The 18,452-nt window shown below is 61.8% G+C and carries 17 protein-coding genes and 1 pseudogene; 4 read left to right on the forward strand and 14 right to left on the reverse strand.

Annotation, left to right across the window (positions count from 1 at the left end; all coding sequences use genetic code 11):
* Nucleotides 1-3 precede the first annotated feature (3 nt).
* From surE to putP, 6 genes and pseudogenes are all read right to left on the reverse strand, one after another.
* Nucleotides 4-765: a 5'/3'-nucleotidase SurE gene (gene surE / locus ACTG2B_RS18090; protein WP_374880248.1), complete on the reverse strand. Its 762-nt coding sequence runs from the start codon at nucleotides 763-765 to the stop codon at nucleotides 4-6.
* A complete protein-coding gene (gene truD, locus ACTG2B_RS18095; protein ID WP_005335517.1) occupies nucleotides 746-1,804 on the reverse strand; it encodes a tRNA pseudouridine(13) synthase TruD in 1,059 nt (352 codons plus the stop codon). The genes surE and truD overlap by 20 nt, the downstream gene beginning before the upstream one ends.
* Nucleotides 1,804-2,279: pseudogene (gene ispF, locus ACTG2B_RS18100) on the reverse strand (2-C-methyl-D-erythritol 2,4-cyclodiphosphate synthase). Before ispF ends, truD begins: the two are co-directional and overlap by 1 nt.
* 146 nt (nucleotides 2,280-2,425) lie before the next feature.
* On the reverse strand, nucleotides 2,426-3,118 hold the full coding sequence (ispD, locus tag ACTG2B_RS18105) for a 2-C-methyl-D-erythritol 4-phosphate cytidylyltransferase (protein WP_064339480.1): 693 nt from the start codon (nucleotides 3,116-3,118) through the stop codon (nucleotides 2,426-2,428).
* Nucleotides 3,111-3,428: a cell division protein FtsB gene (gene ftsB / locus ACTG2B_RS18110; RefSeq protein ID WP_005335520.1), complete on the reverse strand. Its 318-nt coding sequence runs from the start codon at nucleotides 3,426-3,428 to the stop codon at nucleotides 3,111-3,113. The genes ispD and ftsB overlap by 8 nt, the downstream gene beginning before the upstream one ends.
* Before the next feature lie 208 nt (nucleotides 3,429-3,636).
* Nucleotides 3,637-5,154, reverse strand: a complete 1,518-nt coding sequence (gene putP, locus ACTG2B_RS18115) for a sodium/proline symporter PutP (RefSeq protein WP_026035040.1) — start codon at nucleotides 5,152-5,154, stop codon at nucleotides 3,637-3,639.
* A 326-nt stretch (nucleotides 5,155-5,480) separates the two neighbouring features.
* Between putP and ACTG2B_RS18120 the strand changes: the two genes are divergently transcribed.
* The gene (locus tag ACTG2B_RS18120) at nucleotides 5,481-6,374 is read left to right on the forward strand and encodes a VirK/YbjX family protein (protein ID WP_058057107.1); all 894 of its coding nucleotides are present in this window, start codon (nucleotides 5,481-5,483) and stop codon (nucleotides 6,372-6,374) included.
* A gap of 69 nt (nucleotides 6,375-6,443) precedes the next feature.
* On the opposite strand, the gene ACTG2B_RS18125 is transcribed toward ACTG2B_RS18120, so the two are convergent.
* From ACTG2B_RS18125 to ACTG2B_RS18160, 8 genes are all read right to left on the reverse strand, one after another.
* The gene (locus ACTG2B_RS18125; RefSeq protein ID WP_005354531.1) at nucleotides 6,444-7,370 is read right to left on the reverse strand and encodes a L,D-transpeptidase family protein; all 927 of its coding nucleotides are present in this window, start codon (nucleotides 7,368-7,370) and stop codon (nucleotides 6,444-6,446) included.
* A 187-nt stretch (nucleotides 7,371-7,557) separates the two neighbouring features.
* Entirely contained in the window at nucleotides 7,558-8,799 is a 1,242-nt protein-coding gene (locus ACTG2B_RS18130; RefSeq protein WP_439996563.1) for a mechanosensitive ion channel family protein, read from the reverse strand.
* Between the two features lie 143 nt (nucleotides 8,800-8,942).
* On the reverse strand, nucleotides 8,943-10,142 hold the full coding sequence (locus tag ACTG2B_RS18135; protein WP_439996564.1) for an acetate kinase: 1,200 nt from the start codon (nucleotides 10,140-10,142) through the stop codon (nucleotides 8,943-8,945).
* A 221-nt stretch (nucleotides 10,143-10,363) separates the two neighbouring features.
* Nucleotides 10,364-10,834: a YhcH/YjgK/YiaL family protein gene (locus ACTG2B_RS18140; RefSeq protein WP_181269185.1), complete on the reverse strand. Its 471-nt coding sequence runs from the start codon at nucleotides 10,832-10,834 to the stop codon at nucleotides 10,364-10,366.
* A 314-nt stretch (nucleotides 10,835-11,148) separates the two neighbouring features.
* Nucleotides 11,149-12,255, reverse strand: a complete 1,107-nt coding sequence (locus ACTG2B_RS18145) for a 1-acyl-sn-glycerol-3-phosphate acyltransferase (protein WP_159164258.1) — start codon at nucleotides 12,253-12,255, stop codon at nucleotides 11,149-11,151.
* A gap of 130 nt (nucleotides 12,256-12,385) precedes the next feature.
* Complete coding sequence (locus ACTG2B_RS18150) at nucleotides 12,386-13,084, reverse strand: aspartate/glutamate racemase family protein (RefSeq protein WP_439996565.1); 699 nt, start codon at nucleotides 13,082-13,084, stop codon at nucleotides 12,386-12,388.
* A gap of 126 nt (nucleotides 13,085-13,210) precedes the next feature.
* The gene (locus ACTG2B_RS18155; RefSeq protein WP_182938186.1) at nucleotides 13,211-13,801 is read right to left on the reverse strand and encodes a LysE family translocator; all 591 of its coding nucleotides are present in this window, start codon (nucleotides 13,799-13,801) and stop codon (nucleotides 13,211-13,213) included.
* A gap of 125 nt (nucleotides 13,802-13,926) precedes the next feature.
* Complete coding sequence (locus tag ACTG2B_RS18160) at nucleotides 13,927-14,523, reverse strand: LysE family translocator (protein ID WP_100645168.1); 597 nt, start codon at nucleotides 14,521-14,523, stop codon at nucleotides 13,927-13,929.
* A gap of 116 nt (nucleotides 14,524-14,639) precedes the next feature.
* Between ACTG2B_RS18160 and ACTG2B_RS18165 the strand changes: the two genes are divergently transcribed.
* The 3 genes from ACTG2B_RS18165 (at nucleotide 14,640) to ACTG2B_RS18175 (ending at nucleotide 18,368) form a co-directional block, all read left to right on the forward strand.
* Nucleotides 14,640-16,016 carry a PLP-dependent aminotransferase family protein gene (locus ACTG2B_RS18165; RefSeq protein ID WP_439996566.1) on the forward strand — a complete coding sequence of 459 codons (1,377 nt, stop codon included), beginning with the start codon at nucleotides 14,640-14,642 and terminating at the stop codon, nucleotides 16,014-16,016.
* Nucleotides 16,017-16,070: 54 nt separating this feature from the next.
* Nucleotides 16,071-16,538: a hypothetical protein gene (locus tag ACTG2B_RS18170; RefSeq protein ID WP_439996567.1), complete on the forward strand. Its 468-nt coding sequence runs from the start codon at nucleotides 16,071-16,073 to the stop codon at nucleotides 16,536-16,538.
* 168 nt (nucleotides 16,539-16,706) lie between these two features.
* Entirely contained in the window at nucleotides 16,707-18,368 is a 1,662-nt protein-coding gene (locus ACTG2B_RS18175) for a hypothetical protein (RefSeq protein WP_439996568.1), read from the forward strand.
* The last annotated feature ends 84 nt before the right edge of the window (nucleotides 18,369-18,452 follow it).

An 18,452-nucleotide genomic window follows, 5' to 3' on the forward strand; every position in this document is an offset into this window, starting at 1 on the left:
CCCTCATCCCTGCAGATCTAACCAGGCCCCCAGACCGGCGAGACTGTCATAGGCAGTCATATCGATGGTCAGGGGGGTAATCGAGACATAGCCCTGCTCGATGGCAGCAAAATCGGTGCCTTCACCGGCATCCTGCTGGCTGCCGGGGGGGCCGATCCAGTAGATGGGCTGGCCACGGGGATCCTCGGTGCAGATCACCGACTCCGCCCGGTGGCGATTGCCAAGGCGGGTGGTCTTGATCCCCTTGATCTGCTCGAGGGGCAAGTCCGGCACGTTGACGTTGAGGATCTGATCGGCAGGCAGGGGGTGTTTCATCAGCCCCTTCACCAGCAGGGCCGCATAGTGGGCCGCCGTGGCGAAGTGGGTCTTGCCTACCAGCGAGATGGCGATGGAGGGGTAGCCAAGATGGCGCCCCTCGGTGGCCGCGGCGACCGTCCCCGAGTAGATGACATCATCCCCCAGGTTGGCGCCGTGGTTGATGCCGGCCACCACCATGTCGGGTTCAGGGCGCACCAGCTCGTTGACCGCCAGATGCACGCAGTCGGTCGGCGTCCCCTTCACCGCATAGCTCTCGCACCCATTAAAGCCGTTTTCTGCGATGCGGGTAACCCGCAGCGGTACTTCCAGCGTCAGGGAGTGACTCGCGCCGCTGCGGTTGCGGTCCGGCGCCACCACAATGACCTCACCACAGGCGCACAGCGCCTCGCTGAGGGCACGAATACCCTCGGCATGCACACCATCATCATTACTGACCAGAATTCGCATCGGTCTGATTCCTGAAACCGTGATCGGCCTCTTCGGCCTGCATTAACTCGCGCACCACGCTGGTGGCAAACGCGCCCGCCGGCAGGAAGAAGGAGAGGGTCAGCGCCTCGCCGTCCAGCTGCCAGCTCATCTGCTCCGGCTTGAGCAGCAGCGGGCGGCGGTCCTGATCCAGCCCGGCCTTCTCCAGCCCGTCACACCAATCGCTGTAAGGAGCCAACACAGCCTGTTCGAACTCGGCAGCGGCGCCCTGACTGGCCAGGCGGCCACGGCCCCACTGGGGGGCGGTGAGCTGCACATCGCCGGAGGCGAGACGCGCTTCCAGCTCGGGGGTCACGCTCTCTTCGCTGAAGATGGAGTGGCTGCCCTTGAGCATCACGCAATCACCGGCCAGCAGCTGATGAGCCAGCCCCTGCTCGATACGGGCGCTGACAATGGCGTTGAACAGCATGCTGCGGGCGGCAGAGAGGTAGAGGGAACGCTTGTTGCGATCCTTGATCCGCTTGCCGGCAAACATCGCCTTGGCCGCTTCCAGGTTGTTGCCATCGCGGCCAAAACGCTGCTCACCATAGTAATTGGGCACGCCCTGAGTGGCGATGGCCTGCAGGCGCGCTTCCAGCCCGTCGGCCTGTTCCAGACCGGTGAGACGCAGGGTGAAGTGGTTGCCCTTGAGGTAGCCAACCCGCAATTTGCGGTTGTGACGCCTGGCTTGCAGGATCTGGATGCTGTCGCTCTCGATGACCGACAAATCCGGCTCGGCCTTGCCTGGCAGGTGAATGCCAAACCACTGCTCGGTCACCGCGTGACGATCCTTCAGGCCCGCCCAGGTCACCGCATTGCGGTTGACCCCGGCCGCGTCGGCCAGCAGACCCGCTACCCAGGCGGTGTTTTCGCCGGTTTTGCGCACCCGGACGAAGATATGCTCCCCTTCCCCGCAGGGCTCGAAGCCGAGATCTTCATTGACCACGAAGTCGGCGGCCTCGGCCTTGAGGATACCGCGGGCGGTGGGCGCCCCGTGCAGATAGGCAAGTTGTTCCAGCATTATTGTTTCACCAGTAGGACGACGGCTTCGGTGGCGATCCCTTCCTTGCGCCCCGTAAACCCAAGCTGTTCGGTGGTGGTCGCCTTGACGTTCACCCGGTTCAAATCACATTGCAGATCGGCGGCCAGCACGGCGCACATGGCGTCGATATGGGGGGCCATTTGGGGGCCTGGGCTATGATGGTCACATCCAGGTTGCCGATGGCATACCCCGCCTTCTGTACCCGGGCCAAGACATCACGCAGCAGAATGCGACTGTCGATCCCCTTGAACTCGGCAGCGGTATCGGGGAAGTGGCGACCGATGTCACCGGCACCGATGGCCCCCAGCAGGGCATCGCTTACCGCGTGCAGCACCACATCGCCGTCGGAGTGGGCAACCAGCCCCTGCTCGTAGGGAACCGGCACGCCACCCAGCATGCAGGGACCAACACCACCAAATTTATGAACATCAAAACCATGACCAATGCGCATCATCAGCGGCAACCTCCCAACATGCTGAAACCAACCCCATCAATTTTGTGTACGTCCACACCATGTCCAATCCGGATCATGCTAACTCCTTGTTCGGGCCTGTTTGTTCGAGACACTCTGCTCTGAACGGTCTGTTCTGACTGAGGGGCTTATGACTGCTGGCTTAAAAACAGCCCCGCCAGCGACAAATCTTCCGGCCGGGTCACTTTGATATTGTCGGCGCGCCCCTCCACCATGCGCACCGCGAATCCGGCCCGCTCCATGGCGGAGGCCTCGTCGGTGATGGTGGCGCCCAGCAATAGCCCCTCTTCCAGCGCCCGCTTCAGGACTCGGGTCGGGAACATCTGCGGCGTCAGGGCATGCCAGAGCTGCTCGCGCTCGACGGTGGCGATGATATTGCCCTCCCCATCGGAGCGTTTCATGGTATCGCGCACCCGACTGCCGAGAATGGCGCCGCCGCAGTTCATGGCCGCGGCAATCAGCGCATCGAGATCGCCGTGAGTCAGGCAAGGGCGGGCCGCATCGTGCACCAGCACCCACTCCCCTTGCGCCACATGGAGGCCATTGAGGACGGAAAAGGCGCGCTCGGCGCCTCCCTCTACCCGCACAATGCGCGGGTCGGCCGCCACGGGCAGGGCCTCGAACCAGCGGTCATGGGGCGCCAGCGCCACGATCACCTGGGCGATGGCCGGGTGGGAGAGCAGCCGCTCCAGGGTATGTTCGAGAATGGTTTTACCCGCCAGTTGCAGGTACTGCTTGGGGCAATCGGCCCCCATCCGGCTGCCGATACCGGCGGCAGGGACGATCGCCGTCAGGCCGGATACCCGGCTGGCATCAGTCATCGTAGGGCTCATCGTCCGGCGCTGTCTCTTTGTCTTTCTCTTTGGGGATGATCCGGTAGAAGGTCTCCCCCTGCTTGATGTAACCCAGATCGTTGCGCGACAACTCCTCGATGGCCTCGAGGCCAGAGGTGAGATCATCTATCTCGCGGTAAATGAGGTCGTTACGATCCTTGAGAGTCTGGTTGTCCCGCTGTTGCTGCGAGATGGCCTCCGACAGGTTCTGATAATCGGATAGCCCGTTCTTCCCCAGCCAGAGGTCATATTGCAGTCCCCCCAGCAGGAGGATCAGGATCAGGGTGAATAGCCGCATGCACTAGGTCTCCTTCAGGCGGCCTAGTGTCCCATATTCGGTGCCAAGACAAAAGAAAGCGAGCACCCGGGAGCCACCGGCCGAACATAAAAAAGTACCCAAGAGTGAATCAGATAGCACAAAGCCCCGCCAAACCGGTGCAAGGATGGCCAACCAGGGCGCTCCTTGTCCGGTGACGGGGCTCTCAATCAGAAAGCGGTAAGGGGGATCAGTTCACCACGACCGGTTCTCCCGCGCTCTCGGCCGGAGTGTTGTACTCCTCCTCGGCATCGCGGAAACGCTCCAGCATCGCTTTTGAGGGCGCTTCGCCCAGCAGACTGCCCACCACGATGGCCAGCAGCGCAAACAGGAAGCCCGGGATGATCTCATACAGCCCCAGCCAGCCGAACTGCTTCCAGACGATGACGGTGATGGCACCGACCAGCATGCCCGCCAGCGCGCCGTTGCGGGTCATCCGCGGCCACAGCACGGAGAGCAGCACCACGGGACCAAAGGCGGCACCGAAACCGGCCCAAGCGTAGCTCACCAGCCCCAGCACCCGGTTTTCCGGATTCATGGCAACGGCGATGGCAATCACCGCGATCAGCAGCACCATCAGGCGCCCCACCCACACCAGCTCACGCTGGGAGGCGTTCTTGCGCAGGAAGGGCTTGTAGAGATCCTCGGTAATGGCGCTGGAGCAGACCAGTAATTGACAACTTAGAGTGCTCATTACCGCCGCCAGAATAGCGGAGAGCAGCACACCGGCGATCCAGGGGTTGAACAGGATCTTGGAGAGCTCGATAAAGACCCGTTCCGGGTTGCCGGTCACTCCAGCCGCCACTTCCGGGAAGCGGGCGAAGTAGGCCAGCCCGAAGAAACCGATGGCCACCGCGCCTGCGAGGCAGAACACCATCCATGTCATGCTGATGCGGCGAGCATTGGCCATGGAGTGGTGGGAGTCGGCTGCCATGAAGCGGGCCAGAATGTGTGGCTGACCGAAGTAACCAAGGCCCCAGGCCATCAGCGAGACAATAGCGATCACATCCAGATTCTTGAACATGTCGAGGTTGGTAGCGCTCTTGGCGGCCACCTCGATCATGGCGCTGTCCACCCCGCCAACGGCGATGATGACGAAGACCGGGGTCAGGATCAGGGCGAAGATCATCAGGGTTGCCTGCACCGTGTCGGTCCAGCTCACCGCCAGGAAGCCGCCAAAGAAGGTGTAGGTGATGGTGGCGGCGGCACCGACCCAGAGGGCGGTGTTGTAATCCATGCCGAAGGTGCTCTCAAAGAGACGGGCACCGGCCACCACGCCGGAGGCGCAATAGATGGTGAAGAACAGCAGGATCACCAGCGCCGAGAGGATGCGCAGCACCTTGCTGTGATCTTCAAAGCGGTAGGTGAAGTAGTCCGGCAGGGTTAGGGCATTGCGGTTCTTCTCGGTATGTACCCGCAGGCGACCCGCTACCCAGCGCCAGTTGAGGTAGGCGCCGATGACCAGACCGATGGCGATCCAGCTCTCGGAGATGCCGCTGACGAAGACGGCGCCGGGCAGGCCCATCAGCAGCCAGCCGCTCATGTCGGAGGCGCCGGCAGAGAGAGCGGTAACCCAGCTTCCCATTCGGCGACCGCCCAGAATGTAGTCATCAAAGTTGCGGGTGGCGCGATAGGCGACGAAGCCGATCAACACCATTCCGAGGATATACACCAGGAAGGTGATTAACATGGGTGTGCTAGCTGTCATGCAAAACTCCGTTTTGTGTCATTTTCTGCCCGCTCTGGTGACGGGCTCATCCCTAAAAAACCGGCCTAGCTTAATCAGCCGTTCGCGCCAGCTCAACCACTTTTAACAAACACAAAACACAATAAAAACCTTTGCGCATCAAATCATCTGCCGCATCAAGAGGATGGCGCCAGATTTCCTGCCGTTGCCGTGATGGTCATCTCGCAGCGCCAGCCGCTACTGAGCGTTATGTTTTCACATTTTGTTACTATCCATTTTTTTACAAGCCAGCGCCCCGCTCCTACACTCCCCGCCCTGTCTCATCACACCAGTCAGAGGTCGGCACCATGTCATCTCATCTGTCACACCTGCGAACCCTCGCCCGCCGCCTTCACCCGGTGGAGGAGTCGGGTCATCTCATCCGACGGGCCAAGTATGTGGGGCGTCTCTGGCTCAATCCCGGCGCCCGCGCCCTCTATCGCCAGCAGCAGGAGCAACCGCTGCTGGCGCAGGCGATCAGCCGCTTTCCCGATATTCTGGAAAAGCCGATCCACCCCTATCGCCACAAGGGGCTCCGCAAGCGCCTGCGAGCCGGGCTTATCAGCGGCCACTACCAGCAGCTGGCACGTCAGCTGCCCAAGGCGCAACAACTGGCAATCTACAGCGGGCGCGGCCTGCTGCTGGCCCAGTGGCAGAGCGACAAGCTGACGACCCCCCTGACCCTGCAACTGGATTACCAAACCCACATGGGCAAAGAGGGGGAGATGAGCCTGACCCTCAAGCTGGGTGACGCGGCGCTCTATTACATGGCCCTCAATCTGCGCCCCGCGCCCAGCCCGACCCTCGAGATCTGCTCGCTGCAGGGCGGCAAGGGGCAGAGCGAGGAGATCAAGCTGGTCACCAAGGCGTGCGGCGGGCTGCGCCCCATGTCCCTGCTGGTCTATATGGCCGCCGAGCTGGCCCGGGGGCTGGCGTGCAAGAGCCTGCTCGGGATCCGCACCCAAAGCCACGTCTATCAGAGCAGCAAGCGCACTGCCGATCGGGTCAAGTTCGATCTCGACGGTTTGTGGCAGGAGCATCAGGGCTGCGTGCAGGATGAACTCTGGATGAGCCTGCCGCTGGAAGTGCCCCGCAAGACGCTGGAGGAGATCCCCTCCCGCAAACGGGCCAGCTACAAGGCGCGCTATCAGCTGCTCGACCAGCTCGGTAGCGAGCTGCAGGCAAATCTGCTACGAAGCTGAGTCAGCACAGCAGAAACACAAAGGGCGAACAGCATGCTGTTCGCCCTTTGTCATGACGGGGATTTGCCGTTAGCGGTTGATCGCCATCGGCATGCCGTTGCGCTGCTCCAGCGCCTGCTTCACCAGTTGGGAGTCGCTGTCGGCGTGGGCAATGAAGCGGGTCACCGCCGGAGTCATCGGCAGCGGTGCCGGCAGCTTGGAGTTGAACTCCTCTTCGCTGCGCGACAGCGGCTGATGCACTTCCAGATAGCGGACACCGTTGGGCTCGAGAGAGGCCTTGATCGGCTGGTTGACGAACTGGACGCGAGTACCGACCGGTACCTGCTTGAACAGGTAGGCGATGTCGTCGTTGCGCAGACGCACGCAACCGTGGCTCACCCGCAGGCCGATGCCGAAGTTGGCGTTGGTACCGTGGATGGCGTACATCTTGCCGATGTAGAGGGCAAACAGACCCATGGGGTTGTCCGGACCGGCCGGCCATACCGCAGGCAGGCTCTCGCCACGGGCGGCATACTCGGCATGCATCTTGGCGGTCGGGGTCCAGGTCGGGCCCGCTTTCTTGCGCTGCACGCTGGTCACCCAGTTTTCCGGGGTGTCGGTACCTAGCTGGCCGATGCCGATGGGCAGCACTTCCACCACTTTTTTACCCTTGGGGTAGTAGTAGAGGCGCATCTCGGCCACGTTCAGCACGATCCCTTCACGGGGTGCATCCGGCAGGATCAGTTGCTGGGGGATCACCAGCTTCTCGCCGGTCTGTACCAGCAGGGGATCCGCATCGGGGTTGGCTTCGGTCATGTTGGTGAGCCCCAGCTGGAATTTGGCCGCAATGGCCTCCAGCGGCTGGCCGTTCTCTTCGGCCGGAACCACATATTCCAGATTTTCCCCTACCAGACGGCTGTTGGCCGCAGGCAGAGCATATTCAACAGCGAAAACCGGCGCAGCGGTCAGCAGCAGGCTGTAGCAGAGTGTTGCCACACTATTGCGAAGGAGCTTCATAACTTTCCCATGATGATGACTTGAAGTGACGTCTCTGGGCTGGCAGCTGATCAAGAGGGGATCAGGGGCGCGAAGAGAAGGCCGCCATTTTTCTCCTCTGCACGGCAAATTTCAACTGACAAGTGGCGACGGGTCGATGATTAATATGCTGTTTTTTCCACGTCCTCGACCCGCCCCATTTCCCTGTTTATCCCCGTTGCCAGGCACGCATATCGTAACCTGTGGGAGATTGATGCAACCGCAGATGAAATTGCTCAATGATGGCGAAGATATGGTCGAAAATATCGGCCTGGATCCCTTCGTAATCAGCCCATGCGGTAGTCGCGGTAAAGCAGTAAATTTCCAGCGGCAGACCGTCTGACGTGGGTGCCAGCTGGCGCACCATCAGGGTCATGTCCTTGCGAATGCCGGGGTGGGCGCGCAGGTAGGCATCCAGATAGGCGCGCAGGGTACCGAGGTTGGTGAGGTGACGACCGTTGATGGGGCAGCTCAGGGCATAGCTCAGCTGCTGGTTGTAGGCACTCAGCTCCTGCTCCTTGCGGCTCAGATAGGGAGCCAACAGTTGCGCCTGCTTGAGCTGCAACTGCTCATCGGCCGTCAGAAAGCGCACACTGGTCATGTCGATATTGACGCTGCGCTTGATGCGGCGGCCACCGGACTCGGTCATCCCCTGCCAGTTCTTGAAAGAGTCGGAGATCAGGGCATAGGTGGGAATGGTGGTGATGGTCTTGTCCCAGTTCGACACCTTGACCGTGGTGAGGCCAATATCGGTCACCTCGCCATCGGCGCCGTACTTGTCCATCTGCAACCAGTCACCAACGCTCAGCATCCGGTTGGCGGAGAGCTGGATCCCCGCCACCAGCCCGAGGATGGGGTCCTTGAATACCAGCATCAGCACTGCGGTCATGGCACCCAGACCGCTGAACAGGAACAACGGCGACTTGCCGAGCAGCAGGGCGATCATCAGGATGCCCACCAGAATGCTGCCTACCAGCTTGGCCCCCTGGAAGATGCCGCGCAGGGGCAAATCCCGACCAAGGCGGGTGTAACGGCTCACCGACAACAGGCAGTCGAGCAGGGCAAAGAAGGCCAGCAGCAGGAACAGCAAAATCCAGAGCTGGGCAACCATCTCGATAAGCTTGAGGCTGTCCGATTGACGAGGCAGCCAGATCTCCGCCTGACCGAGTAGCACGGCCCCCTGCAAAACGAAGGCGAGCCGGTTGAAGAGACGCTGTTGCAACTGGGGCGGCAGCCACACCTGCTTGGCCTTGCCGAGGATCCCCACCAGCCGGACCAGCAGCACCCGGTGCAGCGCCATGTGCAGCAGCAACGAGGTGATGACGATAAAGCCCAGCGCGATCACCAGCGCCATCAGGCTGGTCACTTCCACCCCAAGGCCCGACAACCAGTTAAAAAACGCCTCTTTCATTGCTCTCTCCCGAACCGGGCAGCCCGCTGGCTGCAAAAACAGTGGTGGTCAGGGTACCGCTCCCCTCCCCCATGTCAAATCGGTGAACGCCAGAAATGACAACGCCCGGCACAGGCCGGGCGTTGTTGCAAAGCGAGGCTGGCTTAGCAGACCAGGCTCAGGGCATCGCGAGCGATGACCAGCTCTTCGTTGGTCGGGATCACCATGGCACAACGGCTGCCGGCGGTGGTGATGCGACCTTCACCACCCAGTACCGCGGCGTTGTTGGCCTCTTTGTCCACCTTGAAGCCGAACAGGGCCAGACGGTTCAGCACCATCTCGCGCACCATGGCGGCGTTCTCACCGATACCGCCGGTGAAGACCACGGCGTCCAGACGACCGTCCATCGCAGCGGCATAGGCGCCGACATACTTGGCCACACGGTAGGTGAAGACATCCAGCGCACGCTTGGCACCGGCGTCGGTGGCGTAGTTGGTGGTGACGTAGCGGCAGTCGCTGCTCGCTTCGGTCATCCCCAGCAGACCGGACTCACGGGTCAGGGTGTGGTTGATCTGCTCCACGCTGTAACCAAGCTGGTCGTGCATGAAGAAGACCACGGCCGGATCGATATCACCGGAGCGGGTACCCATCGCCAGACCTTCCAGCGGAGTCAGACCCATGGAGGTGTCAACGGATTCGCCGTTCTTGATGGCGCAGACAGAGGCACCGTTACCCAGGTGGCAGTTAATGATGTTCAGCTCATTCAACGGCTTGCCCAGCTCTTTCGCCGCTTCTTCCGCGATGTAGCGGTGAGAAGTACCGTGGGCACCGTAACGACGGATGCCGTGTTCGCGGTAGAGCTTGTGCGGCAGCGCATAGAGGTAGGCCTCTTGCGGCAGGGTCTGGTGGAACGCGGTGTCGAAGACGGCCACGTTCTTCTCGGACAGCTGCGGGAACACTTTCAGCGCGGCGCGAATACCGATGAGGTGGGCCGGGTTGTGCAGCGGGGCGAACGGAATGGCGGCTTCGATACCGGCGATCACGCCGTCATCGATACGCACGGAGCGAGAGAACTGCTCGCCACCGTGTACGATTCGGTGACCGATGGCCACCAGTTGCTCGGCAAGAGTCGGATCCTGCGGCAGGATGTGACCCACGATATGGTCGAGGGCCTCCTGGTGAGCGGCACCCGCTCCCAGCATGGCTTCGCCCTTGACCCCGTGGAGTTTCCATTTGATACGTGCATCATCCAGATTGAAGCATTCGGCCAGGCCGGACAGCATGTCCTCACCTGTTTCGGCGTCCATTACGGCAAATTTCAGGGAAGAGCTACCGCAGTTAAGGATCAATACCAACTTGCTCATTTTCTACATCTTCCTGTGCTTCGGCTTTATGCCGACAGTGTCGTGTCATCCAAAAGAGGATGGGATTCCCCTGCCGGGGGCTTATGGTCGCAGGAGGGTGCGTCCAATTTTTCAATTCTTGCTCTTGAAAGAGCGATCGCAACTTGTGGTGCGTATCACTGGTTTCAATGCTTGCAAGCCTCAATGCATCAGCAGCACAGGGCTCGCCTCAATGGGAGTGCTCAGGCGATAGCCAGCAGATCCTTGTGTACCTTGACCACCAGCTTCTTCACCTTGGCGGGCTGGTTGAAGGTACAGAGCGGGCGGTGCAGTTCGCCCGGCCAGAAGATGGCGAAATCGCCCGGTTGCAGCGCCAGATAGCTGGTCTGCTCGTCATCGACAAACCAGAGGTCGGGATGGGGATGGTCGGCGCCGTCGCTCACGTAGTCGTGGGGGCCCACACCTATCCACTCTTCACCGCGCAGCAGCAACTGGATATCGAGATACTGCTGATGGAATTCGCCACGGCGATCCGCGGCTGGCTCGGTCAGATCTTCGCTCACCAGACAGAACAGATTGAGGCCATCGATCTCGCTCTTGCCGAGCGGAGCGTCACCCCAGTGAGCCACGCTCTTCACCACCTCGGCCATGATGCGGGCCAGCGGGGCGGGCAGCGGCGTCCGCTGCAGGGTGTTCAGGCTACCGGTGATCATGGCGTCTGTTTCCTGTTAGGTATATCTGGGCGGCATCTTTGCCAGCCAATGAAAAAGGACCTGTGACAGGTCCTTCAATAATGCCGTCTGCAATCCGTGCAAACCGGTTTAGAGCTTTTGCTCATGTTCAGCTATATGGGCACTGTTACACACTCGTCAGCACCTTGCCAAGAGACATAATCCCATTTTCATAGTGATCGTACCAGCTGAAACCATATTATTCACCACCCTTTTCCCCTCGACTTTGACCAGACGCAAAAACGGGCGCATCAGCGCCCGTTTTTTTCGCAAAACCGTTTAGATACCGGTTTCATTCAAGCCTTTTTGGCGTTTTCCACCGGTTTGGCGTACATGGCTCGCCAGATCGCCTTGTGCTCTTCCGGCACCTCTGACTGACGGGTCAGGAAGGCCGCCTGCTCGATGGTGTTGGCCTTGCCGGAGACATCGGCCGCCAGATAGTTGCTGGGGAACAGGTGGTAGCTGCTCCAGATCGCCTTGTCGATCAGCGCGGCCAGTTCGTCCGGATCGCTGAAGCCCTCGGTGATCGGCGCGCCGAAGGAGACGTGTACCCGCCCCTTCATGCCGACGATACCGGCGACGATACTCTCGATATCCTCGAACTCGCCCTTCTCATAGCTGCCGTTGACCGACTTCTCGTAGAGCTCGCGCGCCTTCGCCTTGTCGGTCGGATCCAGCTCGTAGCTGATGCTGACCGGCACGATATTGAGGCTGCGCATGTACTCGACGAAGTCGATCTTCTGCTTCTTGCCGTCGACGTAGAACATCTTGAGGATGGCGGGATCTGTCTTGTCATCGCCATTCTTGGCGCGTCCTTCCTTCTGGGCGATCCAGATGGAGTGACCTTCGTGAACCGAGTTGCCGATATAGGCAGACAGCTCGCCGAGCGCCTTCATCATCTCTCGCGGCCCCTTGGCGGAGCGTTTGACGATAAAGCTCTTGTTGAGTTTCATCAGCTCGGTGGCACAGGGTTTGCGCAGCAGGTTGTCACCGATGGCGATGCGCACGGTATCGAAACCGTGGGTGTGCAGCCCCCAGTTGACGAACGCCGGATCCATAGCGATGTCTCTGTGGTTGGAGACAAACAGATAGCCCTGCTCTTTCTTCAGATGCTCGATCCCGGAGAAGGTCACCCCCTTGGTGGAGGTGGCGATCATGCGGGACATGTACCGTGTGACCCCCATCTGGACCTGATGCACAGTGGTCACTTTTGACCATTTGCGGCGCAGGAACAGGCGGATCATCGGGCGGATGGCCCAACCCAGCCAGCTCATCAGAGAACCGAAACGATACTTGGCGATGGCGCCGATAAATTCATCATCCTGGATCAGCCGTTCGATGGCTGCCGGCACTTCTTCATCGCGGTAGGGGCGAATATCCGCGAATCTATCTACTTCAGTCACAATGTCAGCCTTGCATGCTAGGAAACCGCAGCCAACCCGCGTTGGCCGGGGAAAATTCAGGGCGCAATTTTACACGCTTTTATGGCAAGGGGTATGAGACAAGCATGAATAGTGAGATCTGACCAGTTTATTAATCGGATGCCAGTGCCAGCGCGACCGCCGCTTCGGCATGGATGGCGGTGGTGTCGTAGAGCGGCACCGCCGCCCGGGCATCCCCCACCAGCAGGGCAATCTCGGTGCAGCCAAGGATCACCGCCTCGGCACCCGCGGCCGCCAGCCCCTCGATAATGGCCAGATACTCGGCCCGCGATGATTCGCGGATCTCCCCCAGACAGAGCTCGTCATAGATGATCCTGTGTACCCGCTCCCGCCCGGCCTCATCGGGTACCAGCACCGCCAACCCGAAGCGCTCCTGCAAGCGCCCTTTGTAGAACTCCTGCTCCATGGTGAAGCGGGTGCCGAGCAGGCCGACCTGGGTTATCCCGTCCGCCCGCAATTTGGCCGCGGTGGCATCGGCGATATGGAGCAGCGGAATATCGATGGCCGCCTCAATCTCGGGGGCCACCTTGTGCATGGTATTGGTGCCGATCAGCAAGAAATCGGCGCCGCCATTCTGCAACTTGCGCGCCTCCGCCGCCAGCAGGCGGGCGGTAGCGGGCCAGTCACCGGCATGCTGCAGCCGCTCGATACCGGCAAAGTCGACGCTATTGAGCAGCACCCGCGCCGAGTGCAAGCCACCGAGCTGTGCCCGCACCCCGCGATTGAGCGCCTGATAGTAACTGACGGTGGACTCCCAGCTCATGCCACCCAGCAGACCGATACATTTCATAGGAACTCCTTTCATCCCAAGGGAGGGCAGAACCACGCCACCTTGCAGGCAAGGCCACGCGGACGAGATAAAAAAGGCCCCGCAGGGCCAACAAGACAGCCGGTAAAGGCCCGAGTCAACCCCGGGCTAAATCCAGATCATCCCGACACAGGCGGCCGTCGCCAGCCCCATGCCGAGATTGAAACGCCGCCACCCCCGGGCGGTGCGAATGATTTGCCGCACCTGGGCACCAAACAACACCCAGAACGCCCCGGTGTAGAGGCCGGTAATAAAGAAGATCACCAACACCCAGAGCGCAGAGGGCCAGTAAGCCTCCCCCCCCAGAGTGAAACCGCTGATGGCGGAGAGCGCCATCATCCACGCCTTGGGATTGAGCAGTTGCAGCATGGCCCCCTGATGAGCGGGAATGAGCGGACGGTTGCCCTCGGCCGGGCCGCTGGCGGTCGCCACCTTCCACGCCAGCCAGAGCAGATAGGCCGAACCGATAAGCTTGAGGCCGTCGTGCAGCAGCGGCACCTTCTCGAACACCACGCCAAGCCCCAGCGCGGTAGCGAGGATCATCAGATTGATCCCCCCCACCACCCCCACCAGCAGAGGAATCGTGCGGCGAAACCCCTGCGCCGCCCCGGCGCTGGTGAGCAACATATTGTTGGGCCCCGGCGTGCCGCAGGTAACCAGGGCAAACCCCGCCAGGGGCAGTAACCAGTTCAGATCCATCTCAACCTCTTGTCGATACAACGCCCCCGTTATGGGGAAAGCCTTCTAATATGCAGAGCCAACCCCGTGGCGACAAGTCAGAAATGCCTCTTTCTCGGCCACCTCCCCCATCAGCGCAGCACGGCTCAATACCAGAGCATCACCACGCAGAGCGCCGTCAGCAGACCGAGAGAACCGTTGAGTCGCCGCCAGCCCCGATCCGAGCTGATCCAGTTGCTCAGCTGATGGCCGAACAGTACCCAGACAAAGCAGACCGGCAGGGCCACCAGCACAAACATGACCATCACCGCCAGCTGACTCGGCCAGTAACTGGCGCCGGGCAGGCTGAACAGACTGATGGCAGAGATCCCCATCATCCACGCCTTGGGATTGAGGAACTGAAAGCCCAGCCCCTCCAGCATGGTCAGCGGACGGGCCCTCCGGGCCGGATCCCCCGGCGCCCCGGCCACCGCGATACGCCACGCCAGCCACAACAGATAGAGGCTGCCGAAGATCTGCAAACCGAGGCGTAATAAGGGCCAGCGCTCGAACAGGGGATAGAGCCCCAGCGCCAGCACCAGTTGCAACACCGGCTGCCCCAACCCTACCCCGAGCAGATGTGGCAGGGTGCGACGCACCCCGAAGTTGGCACCGGAAGCCGTCAGCATCAGGTTGTTGGGCCCCGGCGTACCGCAGGTGAGTACGGCAAAACCGAACAGGGTGACATACCACTCCATCGTCATATTGTGACTCCTTGCTCGCCACATTGTATCGATACAATGTGTGCTATTTAGTTGTTATCAGGTTGAAATTCACGCTATATTGACAACAAATTTTGATCAATGGATTTATTGTCACCATGACAATCTGGACGCCCGACCTTACGGCCTTCGATGGCCCCCTCTACCTCAAGCTGGTCAAAGCGATCGAACAGGGGATCGCGAATGGCGAGCTGCCACTGCAGACCCGATTGCCTACCCACCGATCCCTGGCGGATCGTCTGGGTGTCACCGTCGGCACCGTCACCCGCGCCTACAGCGAGGCGGAGCGGCGCGGCCTGCTGGCCGCCCGGGTGGGCCACGGCACCTGGGTCAAGGGAGCGAACACGGATCCCGCCAATGAGTGGGTGATCCGCCAGGAGGAGGGGCACCGCATCGAGCTGTGGCAGAACCTGCCGGTGCAGCTGGATCGGGCGGCCATCATTCGCCCCATGCTGGGGGAAGTGGCGGACGGGGATCTCAACGCCCTGCTCGGCTACGACAAGGAGGCGGGACGACCGGATCAGCGCCAGCAGTTCGTCAACTGGCTGGCGGAGCAAGGGGTGGCCTGCAGTGAGGATCGCCTGCTGTTCAGCCACGGCGCCCAGCACGGCATCATGCTGGCGCTGCTGGCGACCGGCTGCGTGGGGGAGACCATCCTGTGCGAGGGGCTGAGCTACCCCGGTATGCTGGGCAATGCCCGTCAGCTGAAGAATCAGGTGGTGGGACTGGCGATGGACGAGGAGGGGCTGCTGCCCGAGGCGCTGGACGCCGCCTGCCGCACCCGCCGGGCCAAGCTGCTCTACCTCACCCCGACCCTGCAAAACCCCACCACCGCCATCATGAGTCTGGCGCGGCGGGAGGCCATCGTCGCCATCGCCCGTCGCCACGATCTGCTGATCATCGAGGATGACGTCAACGGCCTGCTGCCCCAGCAACCTGTGATCCCTCTGGTCAATCTGGCGCCGGAGCGGGTCATCTATCTGGGCAGTCTGGCCAAGATCGCCTGCGGCGGCCTGCGGGTCGGCTTCGTGCTTACGCCCCGCGCCCTGCGCAGCGCCTTCGCCCAGACCATGCGGCTGTCGAGCTGGATGGTGAGCCCGCTGCTGATCGAGCTCGCCTGCAAAATGGTCAGTCAGCGCCAGATCATGCCGCTGGTCGAGCAGCAGCGGGAGATCCTCAAACGCCGTGGCGAACTGCTGCGCCACCTGCTGCCTGCCGCCCGCTGGCAGCCGGGCAGCATGCACGCCTGGCTGCCGCTGCCTGAGCCCTGGCGCAGCCAGCAGTTTGCTGCCGCCGCCGACGCCCTTGACGTTGGCGTGGCGAGCGGGGAACACTTCGCCGCCGGTCAGTTTGCCGCTCCGCAGGGGGTGCGCCTGAGCCTGAGCCAACCCGCCACCGACGCCCGGGTCGGCGAAGGGCTGGCCCGTCTGGCCCAACTGCTGCAGGGGACGCCCCCCAGCAATCCCCTGCTATAGTCAGGGCCAGCCGACCTGACCTTCACGCTTCATCGTCATAGCCAAGGAGATGCCGTGCCCCCCATCAGAGCCGCCCTGCTGCTTGCCACCCTGTTGCTGGGTGGCTGCGCATCGTCAACGACCCACCAACAGCTGGGGGCCGCGCTCAGTGGACTAGAAGGGGAGTTGCAACGACTGGAAGAGGAGCTGGCGGCGATGAACGGCCTGCACTATCAAAAGGCGATCGATGCACCGCTCAGTTTGCGCCGCGCACTCGGGGCGCCGCAGCCCACCCCAGAGGGGCTGGTGCCGGTGGCCAGCAAGCTGGAAGATGGGCCACTCCTTCGCTATCAATACCGACTGCCAGCGGGGATGGCGAGCCTGCCCCAGGACAACCTCTGCCAGCGCTACGAGTTCGAGCTGCGTCATCTGGGCCGCCTCGGCAAGCTGGAATTAAACTGGCTGGGGGAACAGGGCAAGGGGTCGCGGCTGATCCGCCAGAGCGACTGCCCCTTCGGGACGCAGACCCGCCCTCGGCAATAACAGGTTGCCGCCCTGAGAGGTGGCATAACCGATTGAAATAACAGCCCATAGTGCGCCCTCCAGCACCCTGCTGGCTACTGTCAGCTTTTCACTCAGCGAGTGCTGTGCCTATGTTCCTCTTGGGTCTACCATAATCAACCTAATGGTTTGTTCACAGGAAGTACGTGCATGACGATACTGCTGCTCGAAGAGGATCCCCTGCTCCGTAGCGCCATCACCCGGGAACTGACCGAACAGGGGGTGCCCGCCGACCGGATCCACTACCACAGCCATCCAAACCACGAGCGCAGCGGCCTGCTGGCCCTGCTGCAACAGCACGCCTTCGACGCCATCATCTGTCAGCAGGACAAGCAGCAGGATCTTGACGGAGCCCGGCTGCTGCACGAAGCGCACTATCTCGGCCTGCTGCAACCCGGTTGCGTATTGCTGCTGCTCGATGCCGATCAGAGCGAGCAGGAGTTTCTCCCCTCGGATCTCTACTTCTCCCTCTATCTGCCCCTCCCCTTCATGAGCCAACAGCTCACCGCGGTGCTCGGCCAGCTGGTGAAGTTAAGCAACCTGACCCGCACGCTGGCCGCCCCCATTTTGCTGCGGGAATGGCAACTGGCTACCGCCCTCTGTGAAGACTTGCTGTTTCAACGGGAGAATCGCTCGCTGACCCCCTGGCTGGATCGACTCAAGGGCTATCTGCTGCTGCAATCAGCCGAGCGGATCACTGCCGCCCAGCATTATGCCCTCTGTGCCAACGAATATCAGGCGAGCTGGCCAAGGGCCGGGCTCTTCTACGCCATGCTGGGGCTCGGCAAATTGCAGAGCGCCCGGACCGACTTGCAGCGCCATCAGGCCAGCGTCTCGATGGCCACCCGGCTGGAGCTGCAACTCGCCAGCCAGCTGCATCAGCATCACTGGCTGGCGGCATGGGAGACCATGGGAGAGCTGCTGCAGATCCGCCCCCATCAGCCGCGCTGGCATCAGCTGGCGATGTTGCTCGGGCTGGTGCTGCAGGATGAGGAGAAGGTGTTGGAGCAGGCCAACAGCCTGACCCTGCGCCACTTCGGCGAGCAGCGCGTCCGGCTCGCCATCGACAGCTTCATGCTCAATGCCAGTCTGGCGGTGCTGTGGCACGCCCCGTCCAGCAACCGGATCCGCTCCCTGCAACAGGAGTGGGAGCACCTCAAACGCACCGTCCACCTGCACCCCCACGAATATGAGCTGCTGCAGGCGCTGATGCTGGGGCTGGATTACCGCTTCGACGAGGCGCTGATCCTGATTGCCCACCACCAGCCGGATGAGGGGAGCGACAACCACCTCACCCTGCTGCTCGGCTTTGCTGTCAGCCAGTTCTGCGGTTTGCCGCACCACGCCCAGCGCTACCTGACCCAGCTGACCCAATACCGCGTCAGGGTTGCGCCCCACCCGCTCACCCGCCAGCTGTTCCACCATCTGGTGGCCGAGCTGGGCCTGCGTCTGACGGCGAGAGAACAACGGCTGAACGAACTGCGCCAGCTACGCCACAAGGCGATGCAGGCCAGCCAGTATCAGACAGCCCTGCAAGCGGGCTTGCAACTGCTGGAGGAGTTCCCCGCTCTGCCGGGCGATGCCTGGCAACTGCTGGAGCTGCTGCAACACAGTTGGCCAGCGGGTATGGCCGCCCCCAGGGTGGCGCTGCTGGTCGATACCCTGGAGCGGCGCCTCAAGCACAGCCCCGCGTTTCTCGATCAACATGCCCAGCAGTACCAGCGCACCCTGCAGGAGATCCGCACCCATCTTCAGCCGCACCTCTCCGGCAGCGGCCCCTCCTGCCTTGTCGCAGGGCAGCCCGAGCCATGATGATGCTGGCGGCTTGCAAACCGGCATTGTCGGCAAAGCCAATATAGAGAGAGGGGAGCCTTGGCTCCCCTCTCTCTATTTGTT

Source organism: Aeromonas sp. 30P (genome assembly GCF_051919805.1).
Lineage (GTDB): Bacteria > Pseudomonadota > Gammaproteobacteria > Enterobacterales > Aeromonadaceae > Aeromonas > Aeromonas veronii.

Excerpts from the sequence above, each read along its gene's own strand:
- surE (WP_374880248.1), bottom strand. The coding sequence starts at position 765 with ATGCGAATTCTGGTCAGTAATGATGATGGTGTGCATGCCGAGGGTATT.
- truD (WP_005335517.1), bottom strand. The coding sequence starts at position 1,804 with ATGCTGGAACAACTTGCCTATCTGCACGGGGCGCCCACCGCCCGCGGT.
- ispD (WP_064339480.1), bottom strand. The coding sequence starts at position 3,118 with ATGACTGATGCCAGCCGGGTATCCGGCCTGACGGCGATCGTCCCTGCC.
- ftsB (WP_005335520.1), bottom strand. The coding sequence starts at position 3,428 with ATGCGGCTATTCACCCTGATCCTGATCCTCCTGCTGGGGGGACTGCAA.
- putP (WP_026035040.1), bottom strand. The coding sequence starts at position 5,154 with ATGACAGCTAGCACACCCATGTTAATCACCTTCCTGGTGTATATCCTC.
- ACTG2B_RS18120 (WP_058057107.1), top strand. The coding sequence starts at position 5,481 with ATGTCATCTCATCTGTCACACCTGCGAACCCTCGCCCGCCGCCTTCAC.
- ACTG2B_RS18125 (WP_005354531.1), bottom strand. The coding sequence starts at position 7,370 with ATGAAGCTCCTTCGCAATAGTGTGGCAACACTCTGCTACAGCCTGCTG.
- ACTG2B_RS18130 (WP_439996563.1), bottom strand. The coding sequence starts at position 8,799 with ATGAAAGAGGCGTTTTTTAACTGGTTGTCGGGCCTTGGGGTGGAAGTG.
- ACTG2B_RS18135 (WP_439996564.1), bottom strand. The coding sequence starts at position 10,142 with ATGAGCAAGTTGGTATTGATCCTTAACTGCGGTAGCTCTTCCCTGAAA.
- ACTG2B_RS18140 (WP_181269185.1), bottom strand. The coding sequence starts at position 10,834 with ATGATCACCGGTAGCCTGAACACCCTGCAGCGGACGCCGCTGCCCGCC.
- ACTG2B_RS18150 (WP_439996565.1), bottom strand. The coding sequence starts at position 13,084 with ATGAAATGTATCGGTCTGCTGGGTGGCATGAGCTGGGAGTCCACCGTC.
- ACTG2B_RS18155 (WP_182938186.1), bottom strand. The coding sequence starts at position 13,801 with ATGGATCTGAACTGGTTACTGCCCCTGGCGGGGTTTGCCCTGGTTACC.
- ACTG2B_RS18160 (WP_100645168.1), bottom strand. The coding sequence starts at position 14,523 with ATGACGATGGAGTGGTATGTCACCCTGTTCGGTTTTGCCGTACTCACC.
- ACTG2B_RS18165 (WP_439996566.1), top strand. The coding sequence starts at position 14,640 with ATGACAATCTGGACGCCCGACCTTACGGCCTTCGATGGCCCCCTCTAC.
- ACTG2B_RS18175 (WP_439996568.1), top strand. The coding sequence starts at position 16,707 with ATGACGATACTGCTGCTCGAAGAGGATCCCCTGCTCCGTAGCGCCATC.